Below are 17,102 nucleotides of genomic sequence, written 5' to 3'. Positions count from 1 at the left end.
TCGTCAGCATGACATATTTCGTCCGCACAACATATTTCGCCAGCCTGCCTGGTTCTTTCAGTACAAAAATCCTAAAAGCCAGAGGGGAATTCTTCGGTCTGTACCAAATTCAATATCATCTGCCAGAATAAAAGAATCGGGAATTTCTTTTATCTGTTTTCGCTTTTTATTTTTACCGCCCACTTCAAAGGTGATTTTCTTATCCACAAGAAAATCGCTCTGTTCAGAAAACAGGACTTCGTGATTCTTGCTCAGTTGATTGAATGCAAAAGTTTCACGGACATTACCGGTATTTGTCTCTGCTTTTCCAAGAAGGAACATGAGGTTTGTGTTTTCCAAAAATATCTTGTCAGGCTTTTCTAAAGTTCCAAGACCACGGCTTTCCTTAAACACCTGAAAGATTAACCGCGACTCTTCAAGATATTGGAAGTATTGCAGAAGGGTCTGTCGGGCAATCTGAATCTTTGAGGCAAGCTCAGTCGTATTGGGAATAAATGGAGCTGATTTTCCAATCACAGTCAAAAGCTTCTTTATTCTTGCAATGTAAGAGACATCTAGTTTTCTTAAAAGCGGAAGCTCTACTTCAAGAATCATATTCACGGTTTCGTTCAGCCTGTCATAGTAATCATCCTTTCCTTCTAAAAAATAAGGATAATAGCCGAACTTTAAGTAATCTTCAAAATACTCAAAGGGCCTGATTTTAGAGACAACATCAGCAGAAATGCTTTCGTGGTTTTCAATAATCTCTTCCAGAGTGAGGACTGGAAAATCTGTTTTTGCAAGCAGATTAAGATATTCCCTGAAAGAAAGCCCCTGAATATTATACACAAGGGCACGGCGGCTTAAATCTGAACGAGCGTTAAGAATTTCAAGAAGGGAAGAACCTGTAAAGGCAATATGAAGCTCCGGATAATCATCGTAGATATTTTTCAGAGCCTTTGACCAGTCAGGATATTTGTGAACTTCATCAAAAAAAATGTGAGTTCCACCTCGCTTTGCAAAGCTGTCTGCAAAATCTACAAGGGAGTTATCCGCAAAATAGAGATTGTCAAGGCTTACATAAATGACTTTCGAAAGATTGTTTCCGAATGTCTTTTTTATGTGCTGCAGCATAAGGGTTGTTTTTCCGGTTCCCCGGGCACCACGTATACAGATAAGCCTGGCATCCCAGTTGATTTGGCTTTCAAGACTTCTTACAAAGTCCAGACTTGTTGAGGAAATTTTCTTTCTAAAGAGTTCTGTAAGTTTTTCCATAAGTGTAGTTTACAATGTTGTTATAAAATTGTTAAGTATATTTAACAATTTTACGATAAAAATTACACACAATCTGCCTGCCCACTGTCATTCCGGACATGCCTCCCTTGTCATTGCCGCACTCGTCACCCTTGTCATTGTCCGACTTTACACATCTGTCATTGTCCGGCTTGACCGGGCAATCTCATGCAGAGGGATTATCGAGTCAAACCCGATAATGACAGAAGACTACACGCGGTAAACACGCTGCCTGCCCCTTTGCCCGCACCTACAGAATGTATGTCATTATTCAAATTCCAGGACAATGCCGGACACTTTCCATTTTCTGTAGGTTGCAGAATCAGAGTTGTTCAGCGAGTTCATATCATCTAAAATATTGCTGATACTTGTGTATTTTGAGCTGCCAGAAGGGCTTCCAGCCGAACATGCCTGATTTGGATTATAATAATAACATTTTGAAAGAACACATTTATCTTTCTCATAACCCAAAATACCACCGTTTAACGTTTTACCGTCATACGTGGTGTAAGTGCATGTTATTGTACCTGATGAATAACAGTTGTTTATATGAGGATACCAGTCATCATTGTTTGCTGAAGGACCACCTGCTATTCCTCCCGCACCGGAGTCATAAGATTCGCTACCGGTCACCGATACATTTCCATTGTTGCCACAGTTTTCTATAAGGTTTCCATAGCTGTTTGGACCAGAACCTGATGTAACACCAACAATACCTCCGCAACATTTAGCTCCTGTAATATTTCCTTTATTTATGCAGTTTCGTATAATACAGGCCGTGGCACTTCCTGCAATACCTCCGACATACCCTGATGCGGAACCTGTAATTGAACCTGTATTCACACAGTCAAGAATGTAGCAGTCCCTCTCATTATAATAAGTTTTTCCACTAACAGAAGTTCCTTCTGCATCTCCAATAATTCCACCAATACCGTATTGAGAAGATTCGCTTGTTATAGTCACACTGCTGGAACAATTTTTTACAATGCAGGCTTCTGCATGACCTATAACACAGCCAGCATAATCAGCATTTACATTAAGCGTACCCTCAAGGTTTAAATTCTGAATGGTTGCGTTTTTAGCGCCGCTGAATATTCCGGAATACTCCTGCGTGAAAGAAACATTGTCGTAAGTAATGGTTTTGTTATTTCCATCGAAAGTACCACCTGTAAATACTTTTCTAACTTTCCCTTGCTTATTCACCTCATAATCAGAATAGTATTCACCAACAGGCGTAAATGACGAGTCAAGCGTTACATCAGTTAAAAGGATTAAAGTAACTCCAGTAAGCTCATTGCCATCGTCCACCCATTCTGCAACCTTCTCAAAGTCATCCATTGTTGCCAGACCTGTAGTGTCACCGGAAGCAGGAACAGCCGTGAATTGAGCCGCAGGTTTATATTTATACATTTTTCCGTCGAAAGCAATATAGTATTTGGTACTTCCATTCGGTACTACTTCAAATTTTCCAGCTTCATTTGCAAGAGTTGTTGACGGTGTTGGACTTGTTTCCAGCTCAAGAATAGGCTCCGTATAATTTTTCGGAATAATTGTTGCAACTGAAGAAACTCCTTCCGGCAAAGTGATTGCCCCTGCTATCTTTACCGGGTTTCCACGAGAGCTTACATCATTCTTGTATTTTTCTCCTCCATATGGAATAGAGACTGTTCCTTTGATGTTGAAGGTTCCGTTCGTGTTGATGTCAACCGCACCGCCAAGAGTTGATGTACCAGGATTTTCAATATAGTTTCCGCTTATTGTTCCTCCGTTCATATTGAAAGTTCCGTAACTGATTTCAACTCCGCCGCCGCCAGTTGTTCCGCCGACAAGCTTATTATTGCTGATGGTTCCTGAGTGCATATTGAATGTAGCGGCAAAATTTTCAACATAAACACCGCCACCGCCACTTGTCGCAGAGTTCCCGGTAATAGACGGACTTACAGAAGCTCCTAACACTCCGAATGTTACAGTCGCTTCATCTCCAGTAACCGTACTATTACTTGCAACATAAACACCGCCGCCAGAAGCTGCCGTATTTTCTTCTCCACTTTCACTTCCGCCTATAATTGAATTGCTCGTCATGCTGAGACTGCCTTTTTTATTGACATGAACGCCACCGCCGTAACTATAGGCTTTGTTTCCCTTTATTACGGCGTCTTCCAAAAGACTAACAGTTCCTGTAGTATAAATTCCGCCCCCATCCTTTGGAGAATAATTAAACCCAACACAGGTTTTTGCAATCTGCACGGTTCCGCTCACAACATAAATACCACCGCCCTTTGAGCTGCTTGAGTTTACGGCGTTCCCCATAATTTTTACACTGGCTTCATCATCTTTCGATGCCGTTCCGTTGTTATTTTTGTAGCCAATATAAACATTGCCACCTTTAACACAGATTGCGCCCCCGTTTTCTGCCGTATTACTTCCATAATTCCATTCACTTGGAGCGGCAGTAGCATCTTTTCCAATCAGGGCATTACCATAAATATAGCAGGTCCCTTCTTCATCATTATAAATCGCACCGCCCTCATGGGCAGCGCTGTTTGTTTTTATAACGCCACCGCTGATTACAAGCGTTCCTTTGTAGTTAAAAACACCGCCGCCGCCGCAATTAGAAACGCCCTTCTCATGATTGCCAGAAATTTCCGCACCACTTTCAATAGTAAGGTTTTTAGAATCATTGTAGATACCACCGCCACAAGAAGCGGTGTAATTTCCGTAAACAAGCGCGCCTTCCGAAAGGGTAACATCTCCATTAACATACAAACCGCCGCCACCTGCAGAAGATGAAGCTGCATATCCGCCAGTGATTTTAATTTTTTTGATTATAACAGGAACACCAGTAAGAATCTTAAGTGTTGTTCCATTTGACGTTTGGGTAAATCCACCATTAAGGATGTCTGTCGTATTACCCGTAGCACCGCAAATAACAACAGATCTTGCATTATATGTTCCGTTGCCGTCATTTTTTAGTGTACTTGGAATCGTTTGTGCTCCAGGAACTTCGCCGTCGATAGCGACTATATAATCAACATCCTTATCATTCATCAAAGAAAGTGCCTTACTTATTGTAGCAAATGGTGCACTTTTTAGACCTGTTCCTTCATCATCACTTCCATTTGCCGAACACTTTTTATAGTCTTTTCCTGCAACATATATTGGCAAATTGAGTCTAAGTGACTTCTTATCGGAAGAAAGAAAACTTTCCCATCCATCAGCAGCTGAAGTAAGAACAAATTTTTTTTCTATATCGTCAGGAAGTGTTTCCAGAACTCCATCCTGCGCAATTATAACTGTCTTGCCACGCTTCAATTCATCAAGAGAAACTGCAACAGGTGCAGATTCAGTATGCTTCAAAAGCCCGTCTGCAACTGTAATATAAGAATCATGAGAACCATTCTTTTCAAGACAAATGTCGTTTTTTCCAGCTCCATGTTTACCTTTTTTATCGCCAGATGGTATGTATGCATCATCGCTCAAAACAAGCGTTGCATAATTTACAAGAATTGCTCCGCCTGAAGGACTTGTGTTCTTGCTTATTTCGCCGCCTGTGATTGTAAAGCTACTATTGGAGGTATTACAAATTCCGCCGCCTTGTTCTGACGCTTCATTTTCTGTTATGGTTCCGTCTGTAATGGAGCTTGAGCTTGCAGAATTGTATATGCCTGCGCCACGCACAGCTTTGTTGCTCTTAATTGTTCCGCCTGTCATGGTAAAAGAGCAGCCGGACTCAACATAAACACCACCACCTTCTCCTGAATACGAATCCTCCGGGTCTACTACAGCTTCATTCCCGCTTATTTCTCCGTCTTCAAAATCAAAGCCTGCACCGCTTGAAAGCTTTACGCCGCCGCCCTGAGTACCAGTATTTCCGCTTATCTTTCCACCCTTCATCTTAAGTTTTCCGCTTCCGTAAATATTTACGCCTCTGGAACAGCCTGTTATTAAAACACCGCTTTCTATGGTTACGGTCGTTCCAGTCAAACCAACGCTAAGTCCTGTTGTTCCGCCCTTTATGACAATATCTTTTAATGAAGCACTTGTCATAACGTTCAGAACAGTATCACTGCCATCTCCTATAAGAGCATCTTTTGGATTACCCTGTTCATCAAGTCCGTTCAGGCCACAAATACTTATTGAACGCGCTTTTGAAGCTACAGGAGGAGTAAGGCTTGAATTTCCAGTTACTTCTCCTGATATAAAAATCTTATAATCCTTTGTACCGTCTCCAGAAGCAATAATTTTTTTTATTGCTACATCAAGGGTTTTAAGGGGACTGTATACACTCCCCGTTCCACTTGTATCATTGGCAGTAATTTTTAACTTAGTAGCCGCTGCTGTCTGGCCTACATAAAGTGTGGTGCGGGCAAACTGAGTTATGAGGGCAGAAGTAAGACTAAAGTCACCGCTCTCGTTTATTATTCCGCTTCCGTCACTTACCCATGTATTTGTAAGCAGGTTGTCAAAAACATTTACAGTCTGCACTGTGGAATATAAAAGAATGCTGTCTTCATCATAAAAATTAAATGTAACTTCATAAGAGCCTGAATCAACAGTTGCACCATCCGTTCCATCTCCACCTTTTACATATGCAAGGGACTCTGATGTAAGTCCGCAGGTTACATTCCAGCCGTCATCACTGCAGGTTGCTGTCAAAGATTTTACGGTATCCGGGATACTCATGTTTAAAGATAAAGTTCCTCTTCCTTTCTGCGAAAGCTTCGGGTAGAAGGTATGGCTTACCACAGGATTTGCAGTTGATACAGTTGCAGGATAAGTTTCTGACATTACAGAAGCATCATCGTTTTTTATGCCGGCTTCAATATTCCACTTTCCGCTGGTAAGTTCCAGAGCAAAAGTCACACCGCTTGAAAAATCAAAGAAATCTGAATCTTCTATGCTGTTTATAGTGAATGAACCGCTTCCATCTGTCTGAGTAGCAGTAACATAATAGTAATACTCTGTACCAATGGTGAATGAAGGAAGGGCTGAGCGGGAAACGCTACTGTCATTCCGTGCTGAAATATTGTCATTCCGTGCTTGACACGGAATCTCCTGTGCAAAAGATGCCGAAACAAGTTCGGCATGACTGTCATTCCGTGCTTGACACGGAATCTCCTGTGCAAGGGATGCCGAATCAAGTTCGGCATGACTGTCACCCTGAACTTGATTCAGGGTCTCGTTAAGACTCACAGGCAAGGCACCGCTTACACTTATTGTACCGTTAAAAATTATTCTGTCTGTTTCACTAGTGTTTCTTGAAGAAGACTCCCCTGTCTGAAAACTAAACATATCAGAGCAGGAGATAAAGAACATAAATCCCGAACATAAAAAAGTTAATTTTGTAATCAGTGCCTTTTTGTTCATATATCTGTCTCCATTTAGTTGTCAAATCAAATTATCAATATATTTCCACAAGACTTACCAGTTATCCATTTCGCCAAGGTCAAGTTCTGGTTTGCCTTCTGCATTCAGCTTCCATGAAGCATACGTCAGTGAGGTTGTGCTGTTTGCTGTTGCCCAGTTATTAAGACTTTCTACAACGCTGCCTGCTTCACTAAGCTCGAAAGATTTAATTTGTGATTCTGTAATCGTAGAAGGATTAAATGAACCACTTGCCGTAGATGGATATAGGGCTGTTGTATAGACGTTTAATGAATAATTATTATTTGCTGCTATAGAAGTTAAACCGCTATCAAATTTAGCACAAGCACCATACTTTATCGTATTTGAGTTACAGTTATTATTAAAGTTAGGTTTACTTGTATCAGAATAATAGAAAATACCGCCTCCGTATGTAATTTCACCTAAATTACAGTTGTTATTAAGCTTTGAACTTGAATGGTTATACAATCCAATTATTCCACCGCTATATGAATTTGAAGGAATATTCCCATAATTTTTACAATTTGTAACAGGTGTTTGACCCTGCAAATAACCTGCAATGCCACCTGTAGATGTATAACCGGAAATATTTCCCTTATTTATACATCTATCAATAGCTCCATTTCCTGACATTGCCTCTCCTACAATTCCTGCGACAGCAGATTTGCTTGAAGTAATATTACCTTTATTAATACAGTTTCTGACATAGCCGGTGTTCATATAACATACAATACCACCTATTTCGGATACAGATGCATTAATTACTGTCTCTGAAATACAGTTTTCAACGCTGGCATTTTCATTCAGATATCCAACAATTGAACCTCGTGTAGAAGTTCCTTTTACAGTAAGGTTTTTAATAACAGTTGAAGAACCTTTTACATAAGAGAATAGTGCAATTCTTGCACTTGTATTAACATCGCTTGCTGTAATCTTATTTGTAATTGTATGATTATTTCCGTCAAAGACTCCCATAAAGGCACGGTTTGCAGAATCATTAGATTTATAATAACCGATAATCAATTCTTCACCGTTTGTATCAATATCATCTTCAAGGGTGAAAGTTACATTTTGCAAAGTATTGTTACTTGAGACCCAGTCTCTTATCTTTTCTAATTCGCTGAGTGTAGAAAGAGAATATACTCCTGAAGTCGGAGCTTCTGAAAGAGAAGCTACAGACACAAGTTTTTTTACCGCGTACTCAACACTCGTATCTTTTGTCACTCCAAAGAAGGTAGAAGTAATTCTAAGAGTGTAAGTATCTTCATAAGCAAGGGCAGGAACTGTAACGAGGATGGATCCCGAATCAAGTTCGGGATGACCTATTTCGCAGTCACTGACTTTTACTCCACCGTTATACAGAGCAGCAGCAAATGTTACTGTGTTGTCGCCGGCGGCTTTTGCGGTGAGGTCAGGATCTGTGTAGAATTTGCCGTCTGCATTGTTGTAGTAAAGGTCTGTTGGCGTTCCGCCAGGTTCTTTTCTTGTACCACCTACTGCTATGGAAATAGTTTTTTCAGTATCTGGATAAACACTAACAGAAGAAGCTGTCAGATTTACATCATAATCCAGTGCTGTATACATTCCGCCGCCGCTTACAGCAAAGGCTGCTTCACCAGAACTGCTTGCAGTAATACTGTAGTTATTTTCTGTTATAAAGATTTCACCAGGCAGGACTGTATTACCCGTTCCGTAGCCTGATGTAAATTCAGCAGGAGATCCTATTCTTGGTGCACCCGCATCAGATGACTCCCACGGCACGTTAACACCGATTGTACTTCCGCTGATATCACCATCAACGGTGATTACGCATCCTGTCGGCAGATAGATGTCATCACGTTTTGGCGGAGTAAATGCATTGTTGTAATTGTCGTAGATATAATTCTTTCCCTTTAAGGTCAGACTCAGATCCGCCCCAGTCTTCATGTAAATACCGGCGCCTCTTCCGTTTACGTTGTTTATTGTATTTCCAGAAATCGTACATCCGTCAAGAGTAAGGCTACCGTTATTCCATACGGCTCCGCCACAATTGTAATAATCATCTCCTGCTCCGGCATATACATTTTCAACCAGATTATTATTCTTTATCTCTGTATCAGTTAAGTTAAGAGTTCCGCCTGAATAGTTTGTTATAAGTCCATTGTATCCGCCCGTATTGCCGGTGACAGTGCATCCAGTTAAGAACAATTTTCCGGTATTTGAAATTATATCGCCCCATTCATCTCCGTTATTATCAATCACTACATCATTAAGAGTTGTGCCATTTGCATCGTTAGATAAGACAATATTACATCCGGTATTATCTCTGATTGAACCGCCATTCATAGTGAAAGTTCCGGAACTTACACATATCAAAATCCAGTATGCGCCGTGCCCTGTTCCCGAGCTTGTAATTGAACAGTCATTAAGCGTAACTTGTCCAGCTGTCTGATTAATTGCATAGAAAGCAGGAGTATTCATTGGATCTGCACCAGCTCCTACAATCTGACTGTTATCAGATACAATGACATTATTCATTTCAAGAGTTCCGGCTGACTGAATAAGTGACAGCCGTCCATTATCAGAGGCAAGAGTATTTTCGTAAATCTTTGAATCTTTAATAACAAATTCAACACCGGAAGAAATATTAAATATCGGAGAAACATCAGAATCTGTATATCCTCCTGTAAAGTTCAAATTACTGATATTAACTTTTCCTGATGCTGCATTAAATATGGTATGAGTTGAATCTTCCTCCTGACTGATATCTACAGTTTTTGTTCCCTGCCAGCCTGAAATATTTACAACAGCATTTGTAAGAACGCTGGTATTTACAAAATAATTGCCGTTTGCAGTCCAGTCAAAATCAGCCGGTACAGTAAGATCCGTAAGCACTCGTATATCACAACCGTCATCAAGTTCATATTCACCGGAAGTTACGCCTGCTGCATACTGATTAAGTGCATACTGAACAGTACGATAAGGCTCACCGGCTGAACCAGACTGAGAATCAGAATCAAAGCCGCTTTCACTTATGTAATAAACCGCCGGCTTTCTGATTTTTATTCCGCTTACAGAAACTTCATCACTTGTAAGATAGAAATTCTTTGAAGCCTCTGCAGTTACAGTGTATGTTCCCTTAGGAAGCTTTACAGATACAGAACCTTCACTGACAGCTGTAAGGACTGAAGAAGTTCCGTCTGCAAATACAAGTGCACCGTTTGTTTCTGTAATTGTATAATTTATTACAGCAGTTCCGCAGGATGCACCATCTTCATCCGTTCCATCATGGTTTATAAGAAGTGTATAAAGGAATGTATCTTCATCAGCGGCAAGAGATTCCCCGGAAGAAAGTTCAGTACCGTCTGTCCTGCATATAACCGGAGAAGAAAGTTTTTTAGCCTTGTTTGAAATGCTCACTTCACTGCTTTTAAGGCCTGCTTTATCCTGTAAAACAAATGAATAAGAAACTTCATCCGTAGAAGGAGAAGCACCAGTAAGATAATAAAGAACAATATAATCTTCCGGAACAGCTGCCGGATCAAAATCATAACCCGGATTGTTTTGGGAATCTGCAGTAAGCCCGGCCGGTTTTTCAGAAACAAAACTTTCATTCAACTTGGTACAGCCTTCATCATTGTATATACTTGTACCGCTTATATAATATTTTTTTCCATCAATCAGCAAAGTATTTACATCAGAATGAACTCCGTTTCCTATAGTAGAAAGATTCGGAAAATAAAAACAGACAATATAATGAGCCGCAGACAGATCTGAACTGTCTAACTGAAAAACAGGACTTTTTATTGCAGGAGGAACAGAATCTGCATGAAGGGTGATATTCCAGTCTTGAAACTGTCTTCCGCTTACAGGTTCTACAATTTTAATTACACCAGAAATATCTTTATCATCTTTATCTTTTTCTAAAAGCCAGCTTCCAGGATAAGTTACAGTAACAATTGATTTATCTGTTTCATCCTGTACCACAGTTACATTATTATTTACAACATCATCAGATTCCATGCTGACATTCAGAATATAATTCTGTGGATTACGTAAATACAGCTTTACTATTCTGCTGTCACCACTTGGAAAACAAGTAATTCCCTGAGAATCAGAAGGATACTTTCCGTCCAGTTCCTGAAGCATAATTGCAGCAGTTTCTGTATATTCTTCAAAATACCCTTTTACACCTTCATTATAGTCAGGGTTAAAAAGTGTAGGAAAATCGCAGGCCTCAAGAAAAGAAAAAAATGAGAACAAGGCAATAAACTTCAGAAAATTTTTTAAGCAACCTTTCATATCTTCCTCCTGTTTTCTAGAATTGCCAGCCAACACCTGCCGACGGAAGAATCATTCCCAATATCATGTCTGAATTCATTGTAAAGACATAATCTGCCGCTATCTCTGTATACAAACGCTTATTCAAATAAAACTGTAAGGAAGCTCCTGCATCCAGCGAAATGGAAACTGTATTAAGAGGTTCTGAATCTACATTGTGGGCAAAATGGAAACAAATATCATTAAAATAACTCAAACCGGCTCCGCCATGAAGTTCTGCAACAACCCGGCGCCTGAACATCGGAAGCTGATATATGACAATAAAATGACCTGTTGCCAGATTACCGTCAATCGTATAATCACCACAATCTTTATAAAGCCTTGAATAGCTTGCCCGAATTCCAAAACCAAGGTATCCCCAGTTGTTCTTCATCGGCATAAAACTAACTTTTCCCTGAACACTGAACGGCAGAACTTTACCTATATATGAAGGGAAAGTATCATCATGCAAAACTACAGGACATACATAACCGCCTTCTACATCAAAGTCCATCCACTTCTTAAATTTAATACTGAAATGAGAATCAGAATTCTCTTCCGAATGAAGTCCCGATGCGTCCTGAGCAATAAAATAATACTCGCCTACCGGAAGCTTTTTCATATCAAAGCGGAATGTTAAGTTTTTATCATTCTTTCCGCGATCAATAATTTCTACCGGAGAAATCCTGCGCTTATCATTCTTTAAGAAATATTCTGTATATATAAGTTCATCGTAAGTAACAGGGAGATCAAAAAGATTATGTCCTTCAATTTTTATAATTCCGTCATTATCCAGATCATCAAGATAAATTGTGCTTCTCATGTAAAGCGGATAAGTTACGTTTTTAATTTCCGGCATATAGGCCTTGCGTATGTCAAATAAATCCGTGTCGAGGAGATCTTCTTCCTCTATGCCGAGAATGTTAAAAACCCTTATCTGGGAACGATAATGTCCCGGCGGAAGAACCGGCTCTATATAAATTTTACAGGCTTCGGTTTCTTCTTCATCCGTTTCATGAAAAAATACCTGTTCTGCTGAACCGTCACTGTTAATGCGGTCAATAATTACCTGATATTTAAGAACATCACCTGCACTTGTCCATGCAAAAGGCTGACGGATTTCGTTTGCTCCGGCATTTTCTGAACGGATATCATCAGATTCACCGGTAAGATTGTCCTGAACACCATTTTCTGTTTTAGACTGTCCGTAAAAATTAAAACAGCAGAAAAAAGCAGCTGTCATAAGAAAGAAAAACTTACTGCGCATAAAGTTCCCCCTTCTTCTTACGTTTTCCACCGGCTGAATTTATTGCATAATCAATCGTAAATTTATTTACTGCCGGAATACCGTCTATAAGAATTTCTTTTTTATCATCTGTCAGTACTACGCCGCGGACTTTCCAGGTAAAATCACCTTTAGAAAGGTTTACGAGGTTTTCATATTTATATGACTTTGCCTCTGCATCATCAATAATTTCCCTGAACACTGTCTTATTCTTTTTATCCATAATTTCAATTACGTAGCCCTGGGCACGGGGAACTTTATCCCATGCAAAAACTATATAAGGAGTTTTACGCAAATATGAACCGTTAAAATATGAAGTTTTTTCTGTCCTTGCTTTTTCCGGAACCGGGAACGGAGGGATTTCTTCTACTGTGAATGAATACTTATTCATTGCAGAAATATCAAATTCATCCAGAGAAGAGGCCATTACCGTCCACTCATAAATTCCTGAACTGAGAGAAGGAAGCTGCTGACTGAAATTATTTTTTATATATACTTTTTCTTCTGCTTCAAGGCCACTCTTCTTCGTAAGTACAACCTGTGCAGAAACATAAGGTTCCCTTGAATTCCACTGAAGAACCGGTGGATTTTCTATAGCTTCCCATCCTCCGATAACCGCACCGTTTTTAGGAGAAGCCAATACTATCGGCCTGATCTTCCTGAGAGTAAAATCTGTTCCGGCAAGCTGACTGCTTCTTCGGGAAGTAAGTTCTGTTTCACTTGTAAATGCCTGAATCTCCCAGCGGTATCTTCCTTCTTCAAAATCCTTTACGTCAACTTCAGCAGTTGTATCCGTAATAAAGTTTTCATCATAGATAACTTCTGAACTTCCGGAACGGTAAAGCCTGATTCTGTAATAATCCGCACCTTCCGAATCCTTCCATGAGAACTGACACGGTTCTTCCGGACGAACAACAGCTTTTTTTGCTGTAGACGGAAATTCTACTGCCGGCGCATAAAGTTCATCTACAACAGAAAGTTTTTTTGCAGGCGTTGCCATCTTAAAGTTTTCGTCTTTTGTAGTAATTCTCCAGTAATATTCTCCATAATCAAGATGTGTTCCATAATAAGAAGAACCTGTGGATTCTGCCTCAAATTTTATATCTGTAAAATCCTTATCTGACGAAATCTGAAAATACTGGGTAAGATTAAGATTGGATTTCCACGTAAACCTTATGTCACCAAGAAGAGGCTGCCATATTTTGTAATTATCAGGAGGGAACACCGTTCTCTGTTCGATTTCTCCAGTTGCAGCATAAAACGAATATACTTCTGAACGGGGAGAAACGTTTCCTTCACTGTCAGTCTGAGTAACAGCCCAAAAATATTCACCGTCCTTAAGCTTTTTTAATTCATCCTGAGAAAGCGAAATATAGTTTTCGATAGTTTCTCTTGAAATTACCGGAGAAGTAAGATTTTTATTTGCCGAAACAACAACATTATAAGTTACAAACTCTTCATCCATCCGCCATGAAAGAGTTTCTGACTTTCTGGTTTTATTAATAAAGGCACCGTTTACAGGAGCAACCAGAAGAGGTGTTAAAAGTTCGCCCCGCTGTTCAATTTTAAATGAACCCACCTGGGAAGGATTTGCAAGACCTGTCCTGTTGACAACATAATACGGTGTTACCTGATAATACCAGGTTCCTTTTCCTAATGTTGAGATTATTATTGACGGACTTGAAGACCGCTTTTCAATTACAGGAGACGACATGTCTGGATTTTTAGAAACTACAAAATTATATGCAGTAGCAGCTTCACTTTCTCTCCATATAAAGCGTACGGAAGGCGTCTGCCGGCGGTAGGTATATGTAAAATCATTTACAGGAACAATAAGTTCAGGTTTTAAAGACTGAATTATCTGAAATTTTCCTGTAAAAAGACCTGTTTCTTTCTGACCTTTTTTTTCTGTTTCGGAAATCCTCCAGTAATACACTCCCCTGGAAAGTTTTACCGAAAGTTTATCAAGCCCGGAAGCATCTATATTCTGAACCAGATGCTTAAAATTTTTATCCTGAGATATCTGAAGTCTCAGCCCTATATCCTGAAGATTCATCGCCCAGCTGAAATCAACAGCCAGAGGTTCTTCATCATAATAAAGAAATTTTTCATTAGGTAACGGAGAAAGTACTGTAAGTGCCGGCTTTGATCTTATGCCGTCAGCAACTACGACAGATTCACCAGCAGCAACAGATTCTCCGTTTTCAAATTCTGCAGTTCCTTTTTTTAAAGAAAGCGTAACAGAATTTTCTTCAGATTTAGTTGCAGATAAAGAAGAACCTGCCTGTACAGAAACCTGAACTTTCTGACTGGTAAGTATTACGCCTTTGCTCTCTTCCGCAGAATCTACAGTCAGACTACCCTTTTCTAAATCAGTAGCAAGCAGCCCATCTCCATGAAGAAATATCTGAGCCATGGTATTTTCGGCAAGATCCAGTGTCGTGCCGTCTACAAACCATACTGTTGCTTCCGAAAGATCTGCCGTATGAATCGTATCCCCGTTGTATACAGGAGAATTCTGTCTGAGCCTGTCCCATACAACCCTTTCAAGAAATTTTCGTTCTGCCGTTTTATACTTAAACGTAATCGTTGCAATAGGTTCTTCACCCATTTTTGAAAGTGCACGGAAAAAACTCTGATGAAAAAGCCAATAGCTTACTGCAGCACAAATGAGACAAATAAAAATTGCTATCCTGAACGGAACGGCTAAATCATTTTTTAACCTGAATCTTGTTCTCTTCTTCATTCAAGTTCACCATTTCAAACTCTGGAACAGGGATACCAAGCAGCTGACGCATTTCGTTCAAAGTCTTCGGGCCTGATTTTCCTACAGCCCGTGCACAATCTGCATCAAGAACAAAATCCTTATCTGCAGTTTTAAAGAAGGCTTCAATGTCAAACTGAGGCATATTTACCACACCATAGAAATGCTGAGCGCCCTTTCCTTTTACTTCAAACTCAACTGGTATCTGTTCAACAACAAGTTCATTTATTTCATTTTCTTGTGTCAAAGTAAAATTATTCTCTTTACAGCGGATAAAATCTTTCTTCAATAAATTGTAAGTATCTTCTGTAATGAGGATATCCGTTCCACAAGGTTTATTTGAACTTTCCGTTCTGCTGGCAAAGTTTACGCTGTCTCCAATAGCGGTATATTCCATTTTGTCTTCGCTACCCATAATACCGCAGGTAGCACGTCCGGTATTAATACCGCAGCCGATTCTGATGTGCGGCTTATATTTTGCCCTTTCTTCATGCTCATGAGCTTTTGTAAATGCTTCTGCCGCCTTGTTGTATTCCATAAGGGCATATCTCATGGCAATAGTACCGCGGATGGCATTTACAGCATCTTCCTTAACATGACGCAGGTGAACTTCTTCGTGCTTTTTCTTTTCCGGATCAGTATCTGGAAGCTGTTCAAAATCAAGACTGTCGTCTCTGAGGATTCCCCATACAGCCATGATAGCATCACCTTCAAACTTATCGATTGTACCGCCGGAAATAGTAACGCAGTTTACCATGCGGCCCATATAGTCATTTAAGAACCCGATGATTTCCCTAGGGCTTTCTTCTCCGAAACGATTCTTAAATCCGTCAGAAATTGCAGTAAATCCGCGTATGTCTGAGAAGAAAATAGTAACATCCTTAAGATGCGGCTCAAAGTCGATTTCCTTGCGGGCAATGGCTTTTGCAACACCACGGTTCGTAAACCTTGCAAAAGTATTAAGGAATTCCTGCTCATCCTGAGTTGATTTATTAAGAATACCGATTTCATCCCTGCGGCGCACGTTAAGGGCAGAAATGATTCCTGTATTAAAATTACCCTTCTGAATTTCTTCAGCAGCAGCCGTAAGACGACGCAAGTGTCTTGAAATTGCAAAGCGGCTGAAAGAAAGAATAAAGATTATGGAAATAAAGAAAACTATCGCCATAAGGTACAGATTGTTACGGCGCGTGGTATACACACCTTCAAGAACTACATCCAGCGAAACTGAAGTAAAAATACTTATATCGGCCATGCCGATTTTTTGAAATGCACCAATATATTTCTTAGTTTTTCCGAAGTTGTCTACAAAATTATACACAATCTGACGGCTTTCTTCATTATTCATGTTCTCCTGGCGCATTATTTTTACCAGGGGATGATTTTTCATGCTCTGTCCTGAAAGAACGCGGTCATTTTCCGGATGGCACAACAATTCATCAGCATCATTTATCATAAAGGTTTCATTAATAGAACCTGTTCCAAGTATGGATGCAATATTTTCAAGACTAAAAACTATAACACAGCACTGCCTGAGACCGTTTTCCCTGTACGGAAGAAGAAGGCTGAGCATTCCCGTCTTAAAAAATGGAGAAACATTTTCTACTATAGTCTCTCCATTGCAGGCTCTAAGCAAAGAATCTTCTATTTGATAGAGAAGAACATCTGATGCATCAGCATCTATTTCATTTGATGAATAAAAGCGGTTATTCTTTAACCGGGTATATACAACGAGATTTTTCTGAGTCTGGTACTGAGTCAGAAGCATTATTTCTGCAATATTTGAGTTTCTTTCAAAGAAAAAGCCCTCTGCCTGTTTTGCAAGCGCAGAATTTCTTCCGCCGCTGACCGCATTAACCAGGTCAAGAAGCTGAAGAACATTAGCACGCACCGAATTAAATTCACTCTGCACGCTGGAAGCCGAACGAGTATTTAAGGTTAAATTATTCTCTTCTGCAGTAACCCGAACATCTTTTGATACAAAATAACTATTCAAAACGGTTACCGAGCCAAGAGAAGCAAGTACGATAAAGCCGATAATTATAGCCAGCTTTACCCCTAAAGGAAAAATTCTCTGCCGCTTTACTTTTTTCATAT

Annotated in this window: 6 protein-coding genes; all 6 read right to left on the bottom strand. The window is 39.9% G+C overall.

The window, feature by feature from the left end:
- Positions 1-57: 57 nt before the first annotated feature.
- The 6 genes from HNP77_RS11640 to HNP77_RS11615 all read right to left on the bottom strand — a co-directional run bounded on the left by HNP77_RS11640 (position 58) and on the right by HNP77_RS11615 (position 17,100).
- Positions 58-1,254: an ATP-binding protein gene (locus HNP77_RS11640; RefSeq protein ID WP_184653555.1), complete on the bottom strand. Its 1,197-nt coding sequence runs from the start codon at positions 1,252-1,254 to the stop codon at positions 58-60.
- Positions 1,255-1,539: 285 nt separating this feature from the next.
- The gene (locus tag HNP77_RS11635; RefSeq protein ID WP_184653553.1) at positions 1,540-6,639 is read right to left on the bottom strand and encodes an autotransporter outer membrane beta-barrel domain-containing protein; all 5,100 of its coding nucleotides are present in this window, start codon (positions 6,637-6,639) and stop codon (positions 1,540-1,542) included.
- 54 nt (positions 6,640-6,693) lie between these two features.
- A complete protein-coding gene (locus HNP77_RS11630; protein ID WP_184653551.1) occupies positions 6,694-10,938 on the bottom strand; it encodes a hypothetical protein in 4,245 nt (1,414 codons plus the stop codon).
- A gap of 16 nt (positions 10,939-10,954) precedes the next feature.
- Positions 10,955-12,223: a hypothetical protein gene (locus HNP77_RS11625; protein ID WP_184653549.1), complete on the bottom strand. Its 1,269-nt coding sequence runs from the start codon at positions 12,221-12,223 to the stop codon at positions 10,955-10,957.
- Positions 12,213-14,987, bottom strand: a complete 2,775-nt coding sequence (locus tag HNP77_RS11620) for a FecR family protein (RefSeq protein ID WP_184653547.1) — start codon at positions 14,985-14,987, stop codon at positions 12,213-12,215. Before HNP77_RS11620 ends, HNP77_RS11625 begins: the two co-directional genes overlap by 11 nt.
- Positions 14,953-17,100 (bottom strand): adenylate/guanylate cyclase domain-containing protein, encoded by a 2,148-nt coding sequence (locus HNP77_RS11615; protein ID WP_184653545.1) that lies wholly within the window; start codon positions 17,098-17,100, stop codon positions 14,953-14,955. Before HNP77_RS11615 ends, HNP77_RS11620 begins: the two co-directional genes overlap by 35 nt.
- Positions 17,101-17,102 lie beyond the last annotated feature (2 nt).

The organism is Treponema rectale (assembly GCF_014202035.1).
Classification (GTDB): domain Bacteria; phylum Spirochaetota; class Spirochaetia; order Treponematales; family Treponemataceae; genus Treponema_D; species Treponema_D rectale.
Note: the sequence above shows the minus strand (reverse complement) of the source record. Positions and strands in the feature narration are given on the sequence as shown.